The organism is Lactiplantibacillus sp. YT640 (genome assembly GCF_049745435.1).
Taxonomy (GTDB): Bacteria; Bacillota; Bacilli; order Lactobacillales; family Lactobacillaceae; genus Lactiplantibacillus; species Lactiplantibacillus plantarum.
This window is the reverse complement of the sequence record NZ_JBMNVY010000004.1, coordinates 84,873-101,342: the sequence shown is the minus strand read 5'-3', so window position 1 is coordinate 101,342 and position 16,470 is coordinate 84,873. Positions and strand designations below refer to the sequence as shown.

At 44.2% G+C, this 16,470-nt stretch carries 22 protein-coding genes, 2 tRNA genes and 1 other annotated feature; of the genes, 19 read left to right on the top strand and 5 right to left on the bottom strand.

Annotation, left to right across the window (positions count from 1 at the left end; genetic code table 11):
- Positions 1–15 precede the first annotated feature (15 nt).
- Positions 16–555, top strand: a complete 540-nt coding sequence (locus tag ACOV1R_RS04540; RefSeq protein ID WP_021357443.1) for a dUTP diphosphatase — start codon at positions 16–18, stop codon at positions 553–555.
- A gap of 45 nt (positions 556–600) precedes the next feature.
- On the opposite strand, the gene ACOV1R_RS04535 is transcribed toward ACOV1R_RS04540, so the two are convergent.
- The 4 genes from ACOV1R_RS04535 to ACOV1R_RS04520 form a co-directional block, all read right to left on the bottom strand.
- Positions 601–939, bottom strand: coding sequence for a hypothetical protein (locus ACOV1R_RS04535; RefSeq protein ID WP_003645167.1), 339 nt, complete (start codon positions 937–939; stop codon positions 601–603).
- 57 nt (positions 940–996) lie between these two features.
- Positions 997–1,197, bottom strand: a complete 201-nt coding sequence (locus tag ACOV1R_RS04530) for a hypothetical protein (RefSeq protein ID WP_003640338.1) — start codon at positions 1,195–1,197, stop codon at positions 997–999.
- 433 nt (positions 1,198–1,630) lie between these two features.
- Positions 1,631–1,701 (bottom strand) — tRNA-Arg (locus tag ACOV1R_RS04525).
- Positions 1,702–1,761: 60 nt separating this feature from the next.
- A tRNA-Arg gene (locus tag ACOV1R_RS04520) sits at positions 1,762–1,835 on the bottom strand.
- Positions 1,836–2,312: 477 nt separating this feature from the next.
- Between ACOV1R_RS04520 and ACOV1R_RS04515 the strand changes: the two genes are divergently transcribed.
- Positions 2,313–2,438, top strand: a complete 126-nt coding sequence (locus ACOV1R_RS04515) for a hypothetical protein (protein ID WP_015380266.1) — start codon at positions 2,313–2,315, stop codon at positions 2,436–2,438.
- A 90-nt stretch (positions 2,439–2,528) separates the two neighbouring features.
- Here the strand turns inward: ACOV1R_RS04515 and ACOV1R_RS04510 are convergent, their stop codons facing one another.
- Entirely contained in the window at positions 2,529–2,684 is a 156-nt protein-coding gene (locus tag ACOV1R_RS04510; protein WP_217203115.1) for a hypothetical protein, read from the bottom strand.
- Positions 2,685–3,087: 403 nt separating this feature from the next.
- On the opposite strand from ACOV1R_RS04510, the gene ACOV1R_RS04505 reads away from it, so the two are divergent.
- The 17 genes from ACOV1R_RS04505 to ACOV1R_RS04425 all read left to right on the top strand — a co-directional run bounded on the left by ACOV1R_RS04505 (position 3,088) and on the right by ACOV1R_RS04425 (position 16,466).
- Complete coding sequence (locus ACOV1R_RS04505) at positions 3,088–3,717, top strand: TetR/AcrR family transcriptional regulator (protein WP_003645165.1); 630 nt, start codon at positions 3,088–3,090, stop codon at positions 3,715–3,717.
- A gap of 61 nt (positions 3,718–3,778) precedes the next feature.
- Positions 3,779–3,852: a sequence feature (ribosomal protein L21 leader region), on the top strand.
- A gap of 22 nt (positions 3,853–3,874) precedes the next feature.
- A complete protein-coding gene (gene rplU / locus ACOV1R_RS04500; RefSeq protein ID WP_003640343.1) occupies positions 3,875–4,183 on the top strand; it encodes a 50S ribosomal protein L21 in 309 nt (102 codons plus the stop codon).
- Between the two features lie 21 nt (positions 4,184–4,204).
- The gene (locus ACOV1R_RS04495) at positions 4,205–4,540 is read left to right on the top strand and encodes a ribosomal-processing cysteine protease Prp (protein ID WP_003640344.1); all 336 of its coding nucleotides are present in this window, start codon (positions 4,205–4,207) and stop codon (positions 4,538–4,540) included.
- A 24-nt stretch (positions 4,541–4,564) separates the two neighbouring features.
- Positions 4,565–4,843, top strand: coding sequence for a 50S ribosomal protein L27 (gene rpmA, locus ACOV1R_RS04490; RefSeq protein WP_003638594.1), 279 nt, complete (start codon positions 4,565–4,567; stop codon positions 4,841–4,843).
- A gap of 193 nt (positions 4,844–5,036) precedes the next feature.
- Positions 5,037–6,098 carry a M24 family metallopeptidase gene (locus ACOV1R_RS04485; RefSeq protein WP_003645164.1) on the top strand — a complete coding sequence of 354 codons (1,062 nt, stop codon included), beginning with the start codon at positions 5,037–5,039 and terminating at the stop codon, positions 6,096–6,098.
- 70 nt (positions 6,099–6,168) lie between these two features.
- Positions 6,169–6,726 (top strand): elongation factor P, encoded by a 558-nt coding sequence (gene efp / locus ACOV1R_RS04480; RefSeq protein WP_003640346.1) that lies wholly within the window; start codon positions 6,169–6,171, stop codon positions 6,724–6,726.
- Between the two features lie 49 nt (positions 6,727–6,775).
- Complete coding sequence (locus ACOV1R_RS04475) at positions 6,776–7,234, top strand: Asp23/Gls24 family envelope stress response protein (protein ID WP_003640347.1); 459 nt, start codon at positions 6,776–6,778, stop codon at positions 7,232–7,234.
- Positions 7,231–7,650 carry a transcription antitermination factor NusB gene (gene nusB / locus ACOV1R_RS04470; protein WP_003645163.1) on the top strand — a complete coding sequence of 140 codons (420 nt, stop codon included), beginning with the start codon at positions 7,231–7,233 and terminating at the stop codon, positions 7,648–7,650. The genes ACOV1R_RS04475 and nusB overlap by 4 nt, the downstream gene beginning before the upstream one ends.
- A 146-nt stretch (positions 7,651–7,796) precedes the next feature.
- Positions 7,797–8,657 (top strand): bifunctional 5,10-methylenetetrahydrofolate dehydrogenase/5,10-methenyltetrahydrofolate cyclohydrolase, encoded by an 861-nt coding sequence (locus ACOV1R_RS04465; RefSeq protein WP_003645162.1) that lies wholly within the window; start codon positions 7,797–7,799, stop codon positions 8,655–8,657.
- A complete protein-coding gene (gene xseA / locus ACOV1R_RS04460) occupies positions 8,650–9,993 on the top strand; it encodes an exodeoxyribonuclease VII large subunit (RefSeq protein ID WP_003645161.1) in 1,344 nt (447 codons plus the stop codon). The genes ACOV1R_RS04465 and xseA overlap by 8 nt, the downstream gene beginning before the upstream one ends.
- A complete protein-coding gene (locus ACOV1R_RS04455) occupies positions 9,993–10,223 on the top strand; it encodes an exodeoxyribonuclease VII small subunit (RefSeq protein ID WP_003640351.1) in 231 nt (76 codons plus the stop codon). The genes xseA and ACOV1R_RS04455 overlap by 1 nt, the downstream gene beginning before the upstream one ends.
- A complete protein-coding gene (locus tag ACOV1R_RS04450) occupies positions 10,216–11,106 on the top strand; it encodes a polyprenyl synthetase family protein (protein WP_015380269.1) in 891 nt (296 codons plus the stop codon). Before ACOV1R_RS04455 ends, ACOV1R_RS04450 begins: the two co-directional genes overlap by 8 nt.
- Before the next feature lie 14 nt (positions 11,107–11,120).
- Positions 11,121–11,939, top strand: coding sequence for a TlyA family rRNA (cytidine-2'-O)-methyltransferase (locus ACOV1R_RS04445; RefSeq protein ID WP_003640353.1), 819 nt, complete (start codon positions 11,121–11,123; stop codon positions 11,937–11,939).
- 83 nt (positions 11,940–12,022) lie between these two features.
- Positions 12,023–12,481 carry an arginine repressor gene (locus ACOV1R_RS04440; RefSeq protein ID WP_003640354.1) on the top strand — a complete coding sequence of 153 codons (459 nt, stop codon included), beginning with the start codon at positions 12,023–12,025 and terminating at the stop codon, positions 12,479–12,481.
- Between the two features lie 102 nt (positions 12,482–12,583).
- Positions 12,584–14,278, top strand: coding sequence for a DNA repair protein RecN (gene recN / locus ACOV1R_RS04435; protein WP_003645158.1), 1,695 nt, complete (start codon positions 12,584–12,586; stop codon positions 14,276–14,278).
- Positions 14,279–14,655: 377 nt separating this feature from the next.
- On the top strand, positions 14,656–15,840 hold the full coding sequence (locus ACOV1R_RS04430) for a betaine/proline/choline family ABC transporter ATP-binding protein (RefSeq protein WP_003645157.1): 1,185 nt from the start codon (positions 14,656–14,658) through the stop codon (positions 15,838–15,840).
- Complete coding sequence (locus ACOV1R_RS04425) at positions 15,837–16,466, top strand: ABC transporter permease (protein ID WP_003644316.1); 630 nt, start codon at positions 15,837–15,839, stop codon at positions 16,464–16,466. Before ACOV1R_RS04430 ends, ACOV1R_RS04425 begins: the two co-directional genes overlap by 4 nt.
- The last annotated feature ends 4 nt before the right edge of the window (positions 16,467–16,470 follow it).

Sequence of the window (16,470 nt, the reverse complement as noted above, 5' to 3'; positions counted from 1 at the left end):
TAACGGGGGTATTAGATGTTAGAACTAACAACGTTATTACAACAGTCGATTCGTTTAGACCGCGATATTACGGCCCGTCAACAGATTCATTGGCGGCCACAAGAACGGTTGCAAAATGCGATGGTCTCACTGGACGTCGAATTGGCAGAAATGGCTAATACGTCGGAATGGTTCAAAGTTTGGAAGATTCATCGTGGCAAAGCGGATCCTGATAAGACACACCGCGCAACGCTGCTGAACGAATACGTAGATGCGATGGACTTCTTCTTCCTTGTCTCAGCGATTCAACAGTGGACGCATTTGATTCCAGTAACGCCTGAGCAATTGACTACGATTGCGTCTAAGCCGGCGACTGATTTGAATAAACAGTACTTGGCGATCAAGCACCTCCTCTATGATGCTTACTTTAACCATCGTCAGGAGAGCTACCAGCACGCTTGGCACGTTTTCTTGAAGATTGGGCTAGTTGATTTTGGTTTTACTCAGGACGAGATACAGACGGCGTTTACGGCCAAAAATCATGTCAATGAGCAACGACAAGCAAATAACTATTAAAAAAATAACCTAATTGCGCGATTTGATCACGTAACTAGGTTATTTTTAAGCCTCTGTCATTAATTGCGCGTCGTTATCGGCGTCTTGTGCAACTAAGTCATTAACTTGGTCGATCAATGTTTGTCGTTGATCAAGATCATCGTCGCATTCAAAGAAGGCCCCGAGTTCCTCAGCTAAAGTATCTTTGCCCGCATCCATATACCGAAAGTCATTGCTGGTGATCGTATAGTGCTGGTGATCTGGCATCCGGACGATGACACAACCAGTGGCTGACTTTCCCTTGGTGGCTTTGTCCGTAAACTCGACCGCGAGTACGTAGGGCCCGTCAGTTGAACGATCTTTGATGGCATGCGCGATATTTCCGGCAATTGCTTCAAGTTTCAATATGTTTCACCTCAAAACATATTATACGCACTATTAGGATGGGATGCGAGAATTGATTTAGTCCATCAGCTGCTCGGCCAGCCGCTTCTGTTCAGCGTAGAAAGCGTTAAAGGCGTGGTGGGCGTTGATGACTAGGTGGTAATGGTGCTGTGCGACTAATAAGTTATGATGAAATTCAAAGGTGTCACGCCCTTGCTGAATAAACGTTAAGTAATCGTTCAGATAAATGTTACTGGTTAAGCCATGGCGTAAAAGCATTGTTGATTCCCCCAGACAGTATTAGATACGTTGATTGTACTACACCAAGGTTGTGGTGGATTGGACGGTGTCTTGATTGTAAATTGGTATTATAAACGACGACTGTTACAATTTTGATATTTTCAGTTTGTCTTCCACCAAATTAATTGGATAGAATGCAATTTTTAGGTAATAGGGTGATATTGTCCAATGCGGCAAATGCTCTTTCACTCATACAAGCTGTGAACCTAATACTTTTGTTTTTTTATGTGGATGCTCAGTTTAGGTAGTTGTTGACCTTTTTAATATCTATGCCGTCAATTGGCTGATTTAATAAGCACGAATACGATTTGGCTGCCGAAATTTATTAGAAACCAAAAATAGAGAAGTTTGCTAAACGTTGGTTTAACAAGCTTCTCTATTTTAAAATGGCAGGTCCGAATCGATGGTATGTCACGAGTGAGACTTGAACTCACAACCCTCCGCTTAGAAGGCGGATGCTCTATCCAGTTGAGCTACCGTGNTTGCTAAACGTTGGTTTAACAAGCTTCTCTATTTTAAAATGGCAGGTCCGAATCGATGGTATGTCACGAGTGAGACTTGAACTCACAACCCTCCGCTTAGAAGGCGGATGCTCTATCCAGTTGAGCTACCGTGACAACAACAAGATTAATTATAGTTAAGAAACTGGAGAGTGTCAATTTTTATTTAATTTTTCACCGATGTGCAGCAGTTAAAAAAAGGCGTGAGTAAGCAGAATGATGTAAAAATGTAATATTTGTAATGAAAAATCACTAAATTACAGTAAGCACATTTTGCTGAGATAATTGGTCATTATGGTGAAAGTCAAAAATGAAGTTAGCCTGGTGAACGAGGAAATTGTTTTCATGAATACCAATTAATGCTTGAAGAACGACACAATATAAACGCTGTAATAGCGGTAACTAAGTCCGGTCATCATTAATTTAATTTTTGCAAGACGGGGTTGTTAAATGGCGACGGCGAAGAACCAATATCTCCTAAAATACTTAAGAAAAGATAAAGAAATTAACAAAACTGACTAAAATAGTTTATTTCGCTTGAAATGTTACTGTAACAAAATGATAATAATCATGTAACAAGGAAGGAGAATTCTTATGGGTTCAGTATTTGCAATCGTCGGGATCATCGCCATCGCTGGTGGCATTCAATATTATTCAAACTTTGTTGCCAAAGAAAATGCAAGCAGTAAGCATTTCACTGCTTCCCGTAATGACCGTTAGTCAACGGGAGTTCTTATCTTGCACATTGGCATTATACAATCAAGTAATTAAAAAAGAACTGCTCATTCAAGATGAGCAGTTCTTTTTTAATTACTTGATTTTTGGTGTTTTTTCGATGATGTCAGTCTTGCCGGCAGCCCAACGTTGGATAGCAGCAACTTCTTTTTCGCGACGAATGCGCTTTTGCTTCCCAGCAACTGGCCGACGTGATGCCCATGTGTTATATGGTTTTGCAACAACAGTCATAAGAGTATGTCCCTCCTTTGATTAGTCCAATAACGACTATATTAAACAAGAATAGTGTACATTGCAACCGAATTAACAGGAAAAGCCAGACTTTTCCCAAAAATTGCATTATTAGTATAACGGTTATTTCGGTCGGTTGTCAAGATAAAATCCTTTACAGCGTTTCTAAAGATCAATTTAGCTTTGAATTGATGCTAAGGCATGTAAGGACTAACCAGCTAGTATGATAGTGGCAGGTAGGTGAGCCCCATATCAATCATGTGTCAGTCGAATGAATGGGCCAGATAGATCACTGAGAACCATCTTAGACGTAATCTAACTATTTGTCCGGCTGATTATCATCTGTTAGACGCTCTTAGTAATTAATGTTATATTAATTATGAAATGAAAGTAGGGAGCAGATATGAGTCATGAAGTTGATCCGCGTGTCGATAAAACTCGGCGGCGCTTGCGACAAGCATTAATTACACTATTACAGACAGAAACAGTCGATAACATTTCCGTGCAAAAACTGACTAGTACGGCAGCAGTTACCCGCGGAACATTTTATCTCCACTATAAAGACAAGCCAGCATTTGTTGATCAGGCCCTAGATGACTTGGTAAGTGAATTGTTTGAAACGGCCATCGTGACGGTTTCAGTGGGTGATATTATGACCAATCCGGCTGACCCGTTACAGCGGGTGCATGTTTTTTCCTTATCAAAGGCACTCGGTTACATCAGTCAGCACGCGGAAGCCTTTGAGACGCTATTGTTAGATCAGCGCCAGTTAGCGGTCAATCAACGGATCAATCAGCAGATGACGACGTGGATGACGAAATTTCACCGTGATTTTCAGGATCAATTTGCTGATTTGGAAGTACCGGTCAGCATTCAAATCGCGTATTACGTTTCTGCGACAGTCGGCCTGATTACTGATTGGTTAGCTAATGATATGATCTACACGCCACATTACTTAACCAAGTGTATTAAAAAAATGCACCATTTGATGACGGTAGGGAGCATTAGTTTCACGGACTTTTTTGTGAAGTGAAATCAATCCTTGACTATTATGAAAAAATTTGATAATATTTTCCTGTTGTATTTGTGGACTTCTACAGCTACAACCGCACGGATTGAGTCTTAAGTTCAGCAATGGCACTTACATTCGGCGAGTCTAAGTGATTTATAATTTAAGGAGGTGCACAAACGTGTACGCAATTATTGTAACTGGTGGTAAACAATATAAAGTTGAAGCAGGCCAAGCAATTTACGTTGAAAAACTTGACGCTGCTGCTGGCGACAAGGTTACTTTTGATCAAGTAGTCTTTGTTGGTGGTGACACAACTAAGGTTGGAACGCCGACTGTTGATGGTGCGACGGTTGAAGGTACTGTTGAAAAGCAAGGCCGTGACCGTAAAGTGGTTACTTTCAAGTACAAGGCCAAGAAGGGCCAACATACTAAGAAGGGTCATCGCCAACCATACACTAAGGTAACGATCGACACAATTAATGCATAATTAAGAAAGTAGGCATTCTTTATGATTCAGGCAACCATTTCTCGTAATGCGACCGGTCAAGTGACCGCTTTTAAGTTGACGGGACATGCTGATTCAGGTGCTTATGGACAAGACATCGTTTGTGCAGCGGTTTCGGTGTTAGCAATTAGTACAATCAATGGGATTGAACAAGTTGCCCGCTTGCAACCCGTAGTACAAAGTGATGAAACCAATGGTGGGCTATTAATTGCAGATTTCACTAAGCTGGACTTGGCGAACACACAATTACAAACCTTACTTGAAAGTTTCACACTTGGTTTGAACGATGTGGCCACGAATTACGGAGATTACATCCGAGTTCGTGAACAAACACGATAACCACATTCGGAGGTGGACTTTACTATGTTAATGAACTTGCAATTCTTCTCTCACCATAAAGGTGGCGGTTCAACTGCCAACGGTCGGGATTCAGCTGGTCGGCGTTTAGGCGCTAAGCGGGCTGACGGCCAAACTGTTAAGAATGGTAACATTCTTTATCGTCAACGCGGAACCCATATTTACCCAGGTGTAAACGTTGGCCGTGGTGGCGACGATACATTATTTGCAATGGCTGACGGTGTCGTTCGTTTTGAACGCAAAGGTCGCGACAAGCGCCAAGTATCTGTTTACCCAGCAAAATAATTTTTGAAGAGCCTCTGCAGGGAGGCTCTTTTTTTGTGAAGCAATCTAGGGATACCTGCGACTATTATTGGTTCACGGGCCGCTTAGCCGTAAACGTAATTGATTGACGAATGGCCTTCAATAAATCATTACCTTCAGTTTTTGGAAAGTTTGGTATAATGAAGCGTGAGGTAATGATGGGAGTGACGAAATAATGAGTCGAGTTGAACGGTTACAAAATAAGTTTGATCAGTTAAAAATTGATGCGTTTTTAGTTTCAGATGGAGCTAATCTTCAATATTTAACAGGAATGGCTGATATGGCCGGCGATGGTTATCTGCTAGTACTGGCACAGGAAGCCTATCTGATTACGGATGCCCGTTATCAGACAGCTTTTGCCGGTCACTATGATGACCAGCACCTAGTCATTACACGTGATTATCTGGGGGCCGTTTGTGATATTATTGCCAAAACCGGTACTGGGGTCATGGGCTTCGAGGCCGAGATTCCATATACAGCCTACAGTTACTTAGATGAGAACTTGGTCAGTGATTTGGTTGCGTTACCAGACGTGGTCGATGAGTTGCGCATCACCAAGAGTGTTGATGAGATTGACCGGCTACGAGCGAGTGCACGTTTGGCGGATGCTGGTTTCGAATACGTAACGAGTATCGTGCGACCAGGCATGCGTGAAATCGACGTTAGCAACCTGTTAGACGCGTTTATGCGGACGCACGGTGCAAGTGGGCCGTCGTTCACGACAATCGTACTTGGTGGTGCACGAGCGGCTTTGCCACATGGGACGGCTTCTAAAGCACTCTTGACGGCCGGGCAACTTGTTACTCTTGATTTTGGTTACTTTTTGGACGGGTACACGTCAGATATGACACGGACGTTTGCTTTAGGTACTCCGGATGATAAGTTGGTTACGGCCTACCAGGCGGTGCAGGCCGCTCAACAGGCTGTGATCGATCAGGTCCAAGCAGGAGCAGCCACTGCTCAACTGGATGCAGTTGGCCGCGATTTGCTGACAAAAGCGGGCTATGGTGACGCCTTCAATCATGGTATGGGTCACGGCATTGGTCTTGCCATTCATGAAGGCCCGTTGATCTCAAAAAACACGACTGGCACCTTAGTTGCAAACAGTGTGATTACTGTTGAACCCGGGGTATATTTCCCAGATTTAGGCGGAATGCGGATCGAAGATGATGTCTTAGTGACTGCTGAGGGCCATGAACGACTGACGACTGCAACTCGTGATTTACTGATTTTATAGTTAAGACAGTTGCCACAGCGGCTCGGTCTTGTTATAGTTATAAAGATATATTTGAGGAGGATTTTTAAAAATGATTTCAACTGCAGATTTTAAAAATGGTTTGACGATTGAAGTAGACAATGCAATTTGGCGCATCGTGGAATTCCAGCACGTTAAGCCTGGTAAGGGTGGCGCGTTTGTTCGTTCAAAGCTTAAGAACTTACGGACAGGAGCCGTTCAAGACAAGACTTTCCGTGCCGGTGCGCGGATGGAACAAGCGCCAATTGAAAAGAGTACGATGCAATACCTTTATGCCGATGGTGACAGCTATGTCTTCATGAATACGGAAACTTATGAACAAATTGAAATTCCTGGCGACCACATTCAAGACGAATTGAAGTTCTTGAAGGAAAACATGGAAGTTCAAGTAACGCTTTATAAGGGTGAAGTGTTGGGAATCGATTTGCCAAACACGGTTACTTTGGAAGTTGCTGAAACTGAACCAGGGATTAAGGGTGATACCGCTTCCGGTGGCTCCAAGCCAGCTACGTTGGAAACTGGTGCAATTATTCAGGTACCATTCTTCGTTAAGGCCGGTGACAAGCTGATCGTTAACACCGTTGACTCCACGTACGTTTCACGGGCTTAATTTTTAGAAAAACTAATACCGGCAAACATGGAATTGGAGGAATGTCAAAATGGCTGACAGTAGCAATATTACGTTACAAAGCAAAGAACCCAGCTTAGGACAAATTCAAATTGCACCAGAAGTGCTTGAAATAATCGTTGGTATCGCGGTAAGTCAAATTGATGGCGTTAACCGGATGCAAGGGACGATTTCTTCCAGTGTAAATGAGTTGTTCGGTCGCAAGAAGAATCTTGGTAAGGGTGTCAAGTTAACAATCGTCGATGATCAGATTAGTGTTGATGTGTTCGCATACTTGGACTATGGTGTTTCGGTACCAAAAGTCGCTTTAGCGATTCAAGATAAGGTCAAGCAACAAATCTTATTTATGACCGACCTCGCCTTAAGTGAAGTCAATGTCCACATCACTGGTATCGTGACTGAGAAGACTGAAAGTGCCATTGATCCAAACAACTTGTTTGGTGATGAAGATACCCAGACCGATGAAAATGAAGATGGTGAAGAATCGTGAGTTTAACGCGTCATGAAATCCGGGAAAAAGCATTTCAAGCTTTATTCGCGTTGAATGCTAACCCAGACGCTGATGAAAATCAGTTGTTCCAACAGTTACTCAACCCTGAAGAAGCGGATGCAGTTGAAATTCCCGCATATTTAAGTACGTTAGTAACTGGTGTTCGTGAACATCAAGTTGAATTAGACGCTCAAATTCAGCCTTATTTAAGTCAGAAGTGGTCGTTGGACCGACTGGCTAAGACCGATTTGATTATCTTACGCATCGCGTTCTTTGAATTGCAATTTGTTGACGACGTTCCAACTAAGGTCGCGGTTAATGAAGCAATTGAATTGACAAAGGCGTTCAGTGATGACCGCTCTCGGAAATTCGTTAGCGGGGTGCTTGGTAAAGTGGTTAAAAACCAAGCCAATTAGTCTAAAACCGAACAATCTTATGTTCTACCGTAAAAGTCTGGCGATTTGCCAGACTTTTTTTAATAACTTATTAGTAAACCGGTCATAAATCATTGTGGTGAATATGCTAAAATAAGACCAGACAGAGAAAGAGGAGTGTGGCACTTGTGACGAAGATTATTGATGGTAAGGCAGTAGCTAAGAAAGTTAACGCGCAGACGGCAACGGCAGTAGCGGAATTGGCTGCTCAGGGAATTCAACCAGGGATTGCTGTAATTATTGTTGGGGACGATGCAGCCAGTCAAATCTATGTTCGAAATAAGAATCGTAAAGCCACTAAGTTGGGGATGCACTCCGTGGTGCGGCAGTTGCCAGCGACTACTAGTCAGGACGAACTGTTAGCCATTATTGCGGCATACAATGCGGATGACAGCATTCATGGCATCTTGGTGCAGTCGCCACTACCAGCCCAAATTAATGAACCATTGATCACGATGGCCATTGATCCTAAAAAGGACGTCGATGGTTTTCACCCGACGAACGTTGGTAAGTTGATCACCAATTTTCCAGGTAATTATCCTGTAGCAAATACGCCTCGCGGTATTATGACGATGTTGGCTGACTATGGGGTTGATCCGGCTGGTAAAACGGCGGTTGTTATTGGTCGGAGTACCATTGTTGGTAAGCCGATGGCCGCTTTGTTAACAAATGCTAACGCAACTGTAACGATTGCACATAGTAAAACAGCTGACCTAAAGGCGGTCGCCCGGACGGCGGATATCTTGGTGGTTGCAACGGGGATTGCACACCTGATCACTGGTGCTGATATCAAACCAGGCGCGACGGTCATTGATGTTGGCATGGATCGTGATGAAAATGGTAAACTAGTGGGTGACGTCGATTTTGATTCTGCTCAAGGCATCGCAGGGTTGATTACGCCCGTTCCTGGTGGTGTGGGTCCAATGACGATTGCCACCTTGATGCAGACAACGGTGGAACTTGCAAAGTGGAGTGATGTAAGTGAGTGAAAGTCAACAATATTTGACAGTGACAGCTTTAACTCAGTATTTAAAACGTAAATTCGAGGTTGATCCGTATTTAGGTAAAGTGTACCTAACGGGGGAAGTTTCTAATTATCGTCCCCGGCCTAATACGCATCAATATTTCAGTTTGAAAGATGACCATGCCAAGATTTCAGCCATTATGTTCAAGTCGGCGTTTGCCAAGGTCAAATTTCAGCCTGAAGAAGGTATGAAGGTTCTGGTCGTGGGCCGGATTGGTCTGTATGAGCCCAGTGGTAGTTACCAGATTTATGTGGAACGCATGGAACCAGACGGCGTGGGTGCGTTGTATCAAGCCTACGAACAACTTAAAAAGAAATTAGCGGCTGAGGGCTTGTTTAGTGCACCCAAAAAGCCGCTTCCGCGCTTTCCAAAGCGAATTGCAGTGGTCACTAGTCGTAGTGGCGCAGTGATTCGCGATATTATCACGACTACTCGGCGCCGTTTTCCGATTGCGCAGATCGTTTTGTTTCCATCTCAAGTTCAAGGTGATGCGGCTGCGGCCGAAATTAGTCGGCAGATCGAACGTGCCAATGCGCAAGGTGATTTTGATACATTAATTATTGGGCGTGGTGGTGGTTCAATCGAAGATCTGTGGCCATTCAACGAAGAAGTGGTTGCGCGTGCAATCGCACAGAGTCAACTGCCAGTTATTTCATCCGTGGGGCATGAAACGGATACGACAATTGCTGACTTGGTCGCAGATGTGCGGGCGGCCACCCCAACTGCGGCTGCCGAATTAGCGGTACCAGTATATAACGATGTTTTATTACAATTAAAGCAAGACCAGACCCGCGTGTTCAATGCATTTCAGAATTTCGTTCAACGCGATCGACAACGACTTAATAAATTACAAACGTCGTACGTGTTTACTCAGCCGAACCGCTTGTACGAAGGGTATTTGCAGAAGTTAGACTTCTTAAATGAGCGACTTAAACAGGCTGGTCAAAATAACTTTAATCTGGCAAGCCAGCACTACCAGCGTGTTTTTCAACAATTACGACAGCAAACGCCGATTCACCAAGTTCGCCAGGCACAAACGCAACTGCTTAACTTGCAGCAACGGCTGAATCGGGGTACCCAGTTAGTCGTGCGGCAAAAACGGCAACAACTGACGCAGACCGTCCAATCGTTGGATCTACTTAGTCCGCTTAAAATCATGACGCGTGGTTACGCCTTTGTGACGGCGGATGAACAGGTGGTTCACGGGGTCAAACAATTGCAGCCAGAACAAACGGTTGCAATTCACATGGCTGATGGTGAGGCTCAGGCACAGATTACGAAGATTGATGGAGGAAAATAATGGCTGAACAACCAACTTTTGAACAGAATTTATCACAATTAGAGACGATCGTTAATCAATTAGAACAAGGCGATGTCCCTTTAGAACAAGCCTTGGATCAATTTCAAAAGGGCGTGGCACTTAGCAAGCAGTTGCAAGCAACCCTTGAAGGTGCTGAAAAGACGCTCACTAAGATGATGAATGAAAATGGCGACGAAGTTCCATTTGAGCAAGCTGACGCCAATGAATAAGCAATTATTAACTGAATTTGAATCCAAGTGGCGTCCTCAGATTAATCAGTATTTAGATGAGCAGCTTCAAGCGTGTTCTGACCAATCAACCCTGACTGACGCCATGCGTTATTCGGTACTAGCAGGTGGCAAACGGTTACGGCCGTTATTGACGTTAGCCATTTTAGATACTTTTGATATCACAACGACGGCTGCAAACTTGCGGGCAAGTGTGGCCGTTGAGTTGATGCATACTTATTCGCTAATTCACGATGATTTACCGGCGATGGATAATGATCAGCTACGACGTGGCGAACCGACTAACCATGTTAAGTTTGGGGAAGACGTTGCCATTCTTGCAGGGGATGCTTTACAACCGTTGACTTTCGAATGGATTGCGGATAGTGGGTTACCGGCATCGATCGTCGCTAATCAAACCTTAGCATTAGCGCAGGCCACCGGACCTCGCGGGATGGTGGCTGGTCAAGTTGCTGATGTCCTTGGAGCGGGACAACATCTGGCTTTGCCAGCCTTACAACAGCTGCATCGCGAGAAGACGGGGGCGTTAATTCACTACGCTGTCCAGGCAGGGTTGATTCAAGCTCAAGTGCAACCAACCGTGCAGGAATTGCTATTACAATATGCTGATGCCTATGGATTGGCGTTTCAAATTTACGATGATATTTTAGACGTGACGAGTACGCCTGCTCAGTTAGGAAAAGCTACGCATAAGGATGCCGATGAGCATAAGAATACGTATCCAGGTTTGCTGGGGCTTGCAGGCGCACGAACAGCGTTAGAACAAGCGGTAACAGCTGCTCAAACGGCGTTAGTAAAAGCTAGTACTGCTAGTCAACGAGGCATGGGCTTGCTTGCAGCTTTTCTAACGTATTTTACAGATTAAGGACTTAAATTTAGATGGAAAAAGAACGAGTTGACGTATTATTAGTACAACAAGGATTATTTGATACCCGCGAAAAGGCTAAGCGTGCCGTAATGGCCGGTGAAATCTTAGGTGTCAACGAAGAACGCTTAGATAAGCCGGGCATGAAGATCCCAGTGGCAACTGAATTACATTTGAAAGGCAAACCGATGCCCTACGTTTCACGTGGCGGTCTCAAACTTGAAAAAGCACTCAAAAGTTTTGAAATTGACGTGACCGACAAAACGGTCCTAGATATTGGCTCGTCGACTGGTGGTTTTACCGACGTGGTTTTACAAAATGGGGCAAAAATGAGTTACGCCTTGGATGTCGGTAGTAATCAGTTGGTCTGGAAGTTACGCCAAGATCCGCGCGTGGTTGTGATGGAACATACTAACTTTCGGTATAGTAAACTGGCAGATTTCACGCAGGGGCAACCTAACTTCGCGTCCATCGACGTTTCATTTATTTCACTACACTTAATTTTGCCCCCATTACACGCGATTATTGAAAACGGTGGTTCAGTCGTTGCTCTAATCAAGCCACAATTTGAGGCTGGCCGTGAGAATGTCGGCAAACACGGAATTGTCCGTGATCCTGCTGTTCATCAGGCGGTGTTGACAGATATCGTGGAATTTGCGCAAGCGAATGGTTATAACGTTCTAGGGCTTGATTATTCACCAATCAAGGGTGGTGAAGGTAATATTGAGTTTCTAATTCATTTACAAGCTACCGATGAAACACCACGGATTGCGCCGACTGTGTCGATTGAAAAAACTCAGGCGGCCGCTTATGAACAATTAAATCAAGCTTAAAATTGAAATCCGGACTTTCATATTTATGCATTTTGGCTTATGATGTGTTTAAATAAGTATGAATAGCTACCGGGGGTGATCGGGTGAAGAAGCAAGAGCGCCAACGCTACATTAAACGATTATTGAGTTCGAACGAAATTGAACGTCAAGAAGACTTTGTCAAGCTGTTACGTGCTGAAGATATTGACGTGACACAGGCAACCATTTCGCGCGATATTAAAGATATGCAGCTGGTCAAGGTTCCCTCGGCAACGGGCGGTTACCACTATAGTATGCCAGTTCAGAAACAAATGGATACGGAGAAAAAGCTCAAGCGGACACTGAAAGATGCTTATGTCTCGTATGCGACTCAGGATAAATTTGTCCTCATCAAGGTGTTGCCGGGTAACGGACCAGCACTAGCAACGTTGATTGAAGCAATGCATTATGACGAAATTTTTGGAACGCTAGGCGATGATGCTCATGTTCTGATTATTTGCAAGTCGTTAGCGATGACTTTAGAGCTACAACAAAAAATTCAACGCTTACTGAGTGATCACTAATTAGTAAGCTATCTTCGACCTGCTCACATGTGTGTCAGGTCGCTTTTTTTCAAAATTAACTAACGGATGCTGGTAACCAATTGCTTTTAAGGAGGGCTTGCAGTGTTACAAGAATTATCAATTACGAACTTTGCAATTATCGAACACTTAGACATTGCTTTTGAAGCCGGCATGACGGTTTTAACTGGTGAGACCGGTGCTGGTAAGTCAATTATTATTGATGCAGTCGGTTTATTAGCGGGTGGCCGCGGCTCGGCAGAGTTTATTCGGACCGGTGCTGATAAAGCCGTTTTGCAAGGCATGTTTATTTTGCCGGCTGACGGCGTGACGGCCCAATTGTTGGACGAAGCGGGGATCGAACATGCGGATAATACCGTCATTCTACAGCGCGAGATTACTAAAAGTGGCCGTAATACATGTCGCATCAATGGTATGCTGGTCAATACGACGACTTTGAAACAGATTGGTGAAACAATTGTTGATATTCATGGTCAGAATGAACATCAAGAGTTGATGCAACCTGAAAAACACCTGGGATTGCTGGACGAGTTTGCCACCGCTAAAATTCGTAAATTGAAGCAGCGTTACCAGCAACAGTATGATCGTTATCAGCAGTTAAACCGTGAACTGCGGCAAAAGAATGCGAATGAAAAAGAGTGGGCTCAACGCTTAGATATGCTGAACTTTCAAGTGGACGAAATCGCAGCAGCACAAGTCAAAGTGGGTGAAGAGGCCAGTTTGACTGCGGAACGTGACCGCTTGGATAATTACCAAATGATCAATCAAGCGCTTCAACAGAGTTACACATTGTTAGCTGCAGGTGAGGAGACGACTGGTGCGGTTGATATGGTCGGTACGGCGATGAATGCACTAGAACCGATTGCTAATTTGGACCCCGCCTTTAATGAGATTACCGTGAATGTCAAGAATGCCTTTTATGGGCTGCAGGACGCGGCCGGTCAGATTTCTAATCAGCTCGATTTGCAAGAATTCGACGAGGGTCGCTTGGATGAAATCGAACAGCGGCTGGACGTTTTGGCCCAGTTAAAACGTAAGTATGGGGACTCTGAACAACAAATCTTAGATTATTACCAAAAAATCGCGGCTGAGTTAGCCAAGATGACTGACTCTGAAGAAAATAGTGAAGATCTGGCCCAGCGGGTCGCCGATCTGAAACAACAACTACTTACGACAGGCGAAGCGTTGTCCGATAAACGGCGGGCTGCGGCGAAAGTGTTACAACGACAGATTCATCAAGAACTCAAAGATTTGTATATGGATAAGGCAATCTTTGAAGTACGATTCAAACCGACTAAGGGTCAGATCTATCGGAGTGGTCTGGACAGTGTTGAATTTTATATTCAGACTAATCCTGGTGAGCGCATGCGCCCATTGGCTAAAATTGCGTCTGGTGGGGAACTCTCACGGATGATGCTGGCTTTGAAAACCATTTTTTCTGAATCACAGGGAATTACCAGTATCATTTTTGACGAAGTTGATACGGGCGTTAGCGGTCGGGTTGCTCAAGCGATTGCTGAGAAAATCAACGGCATTGCACACTTTTCACAAGTGCTCTGTATTACCCATTTGCCACAGGTTGCGGCGATGAGTGATCACCACTACTTCATTGCCAAGAAGATTACTGGTAAACGCACGAAAACGAGTGTGACTAAGCTGGATAATGCGGCCCGGGTTCAAGAACTGGCACGCATGTTGGCGGGAACTAAAGTCACTAAGTTATCGCTTGAGCATGCGGAAGAGTTATTGCGACTGGCCGATGAGGAAAAAGACGATTAGGCTTAATTGATCGGTACCACAAGGGACGGACAACTATGGTCGGTCCTTTTTTGATGGTGTTAATTAGTGACGATAGTGTCGAGTGAGGTTTCGGTATTATTGCCAAGGCGACGATAATTCTTTACAATATAAAACGCAAATAGACGAAATATGGGTCAACGGACACGTTTTAATGAACTGTCGGGCTGGTTGGTAGTGGGTGGCTAATCTGAAGCTCCGACTACCAAAATATACCGTTAAAACGATAAAATGTTCAGTTTACATGTCATGACGTTTGCATTTTGCTTTCGTTATAAGTTATGCTTAATTACAGTACAGTTTATTCGGCAACGAAATAAACTGAGTAAATGATTGGAGTGATGAGGTTGTTTCTGACAATGGAACATTTGAATAAAACGTATCCTGGTGGCAAAGTAGCCGTTGAAGATTTTAATTTGGAAATCGAAAAAGGTGAATTTGTTTGTTTCATCGGGACGTCTGGTTCAGGTAAAACGACCACGATGCGGATGATTAATCGGATGTTAAGTCAGACTTCCGGTACCATTAAACTTAATGGTAAGGATATTAGCCAGATTGACCCGGTTAAATTACGGCGACAAATCGGTTATGTGATTCAAAATATTGGGCTAATGCCCCATATGACGATTCGAGACAATATCACTTTGGTACCACGATTGCTAAAGTGGCCCCAAGATAAAATGAATGAACGTGCTAAGAAGATGATCAAACTGGTGGAATTGCCAGAAGATTACTTGGATCGGTACCCGTCGGAGCTTTCCGGTGGGCAACAACAACGGATCGGGGTTGTTCGGGCGTTAGCAGCAGACCAAGATTTAGTATTGATGGATGAACCATTTGGGGCGTTAGACCCGATTACCCGTGAATCTTTGCAAGATCTCGTTAAGGATTTGCAGGAACGCTTAGGTAAGACGTTCGTCTTTGTAACCCATGATATGGATGAGGCGTTAAAATTAGCGACCCGAATCGTAATCATGGATGGTGGCGACATTATGCAAGTGGATACGCCAGACGGTATCTTACGTCATCCAGCTAATGAATTCGTTGAGAACTTAATTGGTAAGGATCGTTTGATTCAAGCACGGCCAAGTATTACCACTGTTGGGCAAGTGATGTTGAAAGACCCAATTGCCACCACACCAGGAAAGTCATTGACGGTCGCATTACGACAAATGCATGATAAACGCGTTGACTCGTTGTTAGTCACCGATGAAGCCGGCATCTTGAAGGGTGTGATCGGCATTGAAGACGTTGATTACAACTTTAACTCGGCTACTAGTGTGGGCGACATTATGAAGACTGATTTGTTCTATGTTCAGTCAAATTCATTGATTCGGGATACGGTCGAACGTATTTTGAAACGCGGCTTGAAGAACATTCCAGTCGTAGATGAACAACATCGCCTGGTCGGAATTGTAACGCGGGCCACCCTGGTCGATATTGTTTATGATGCTCTCTGGGGTGATGAAGACGAAGATGAAGCTGAAAATAATATTCATCATGGGGAGGACGATGCGCCCGCTGAAGGCGGTGAACAGGCATGATAACTTTCCTACAAAACTACGGCATGCAGCTGCTGGTTAAGACGTGGCAACACTTGTATATTTCAGCGTTTTCATTGTTCTTAGGCATTATCGTAGCGGTTCCGATTGGAATTCTGCTTACGCGGGTGAAGCCGATTGCGAATGTGGTCATGTCAATCGCTAGTATGTTACAAACGATCCCAGCGATGGCGTTGTTGGCATTGATGATCCCGTTTTTCGGGATTGGTGCAATTCCAGCTATCATTGCGCTGTTCATCTATTCTTTATTACCGATTCTCCGCAATACCTATCTTGGACTGGAAGACGTTGATCCGGCCTTGATCGATGCGGCTAAGGGAATGGGAATGACCGGTTGGCAGTCAATTGTTAAAGTTGAGTTACCGATGGCAGCCCCAGTTATTATGGCTGGTATTCGATTATCCGCAACGTACGTTATTGCCTGGGCCGCGTTAGCATCATACATTGGTGCCGGTGGCCTTGGGGACTTTATCTTTAATGGGTTAAACCTCTATCGAACTGACTTGATTTTAGGCGGTTCGATTCCAGTGATTATCTTAGCCCTCATCGTTGATTGGCTGTTGGGTAAACTAGAAGCAGCGGTTACCCCAAGAACCACACAAGCGTAAGGGG

Coding starts and splice junctions, on each gene's coding strand:
- ACOV1R_RS04540 (WP_021357443.1), top strand. CDS start 16: ATGTTAGAACTAACAACGTTATTACAACAGTCGATTCGTTTAGACCGC.
- ACOV1R_RS04530 (WP_003640338.1), bottom strand. CDS start 1,197: ATGCTTTTACGCCATGGCTTAACCAGTAACATTTATCTGAACGATTAC.
- ACOV1R_RS04515 (WP_015380266.1), top strand. CDS start 2,313: ATGGGTTCAGTATTTGCAATCGTCGGGATCATCGCCATCGCTGGTGGC.
- ACOV1R_RS04510 (WP_217203115.1), bottom strand. CDS start 2,684: ATGACTGTTGTTGCAAAACCATATAACACATGGGCATCACGTCGGCCA.
- ACOV1R_RS04505 (WP_003645165.1), top strand. CDS start 3,088: ATGAGTCATGAAGTTGATCCGCGTGTCGATAAAACTCGGCGGCGCTTG.
- ACOV1R_RS04495 (WP_003640344.1), top strand. CDS start 4,205: ATGATTCAGGCAACCATTTCTCGTAATGCGACCGGTCAAGTGACCGCT.
- rpmA (WP_003638594.1), top strand. CDS start 4,565: ATGTTAATGAACTTGCAATTCTTCTCTCACCATAAAGGTGGCGGTTCA.
- ACOV1R_RS04485 (WP_003645164.1), top strand. CDS start 5,037: ATGAGTCGAGTTGAACGGTTACAAAATAAGTTTGATCAGTTAAAAATT.
- efp (WP_003640346.1), top strand. CDS start 6,169: ATGATTTCAACTGCAGATTTTAAAAATGGTTTGACGATTGAAGTAGAC.
- ACOV1R_RS04475 (WP_003640347.1), top strand. CDS start 6,776: ATGGCTGACAGTAGCAATATTACGTTACAAAGCAAAGAACCCAGCTTA.
- ACOV1R_RS04455 (WP_003640351.1), top strand. CDS start 9,993: ATGGCTGAACAACCAACTTTTGAACAGAATTTATCACAATTAGAGACG.
- ACOV1R_RS04450 (WP_015380269.1), top strand. CDS start 10,216: ATGAATAAGCAATTATTAACTGAATTTGAATCCAAGTGGCGTCCTCAG.
- ACOV1R_RS04445 (WP_003640353.1), top strand. CDS start 11,121: ATGGAAAAAGAACGAGTTGACGTATTATTAGTACAACAAGGATTATTT.
- ACOV1R_RS04430 (WP_003645157.1), top strand. CDS start 14,656: ATGGAACATTTGAATAAAACGTATCCTGGTGGCAAAGTAGCCGTTGAA.
- ACOV1R_RS04425 (WP_003644316.1), top strand. CDS start 15,837: ATGATAACTTTCCTACAAAACTACGGCATGCAGCTGCTGGTTAAGACG.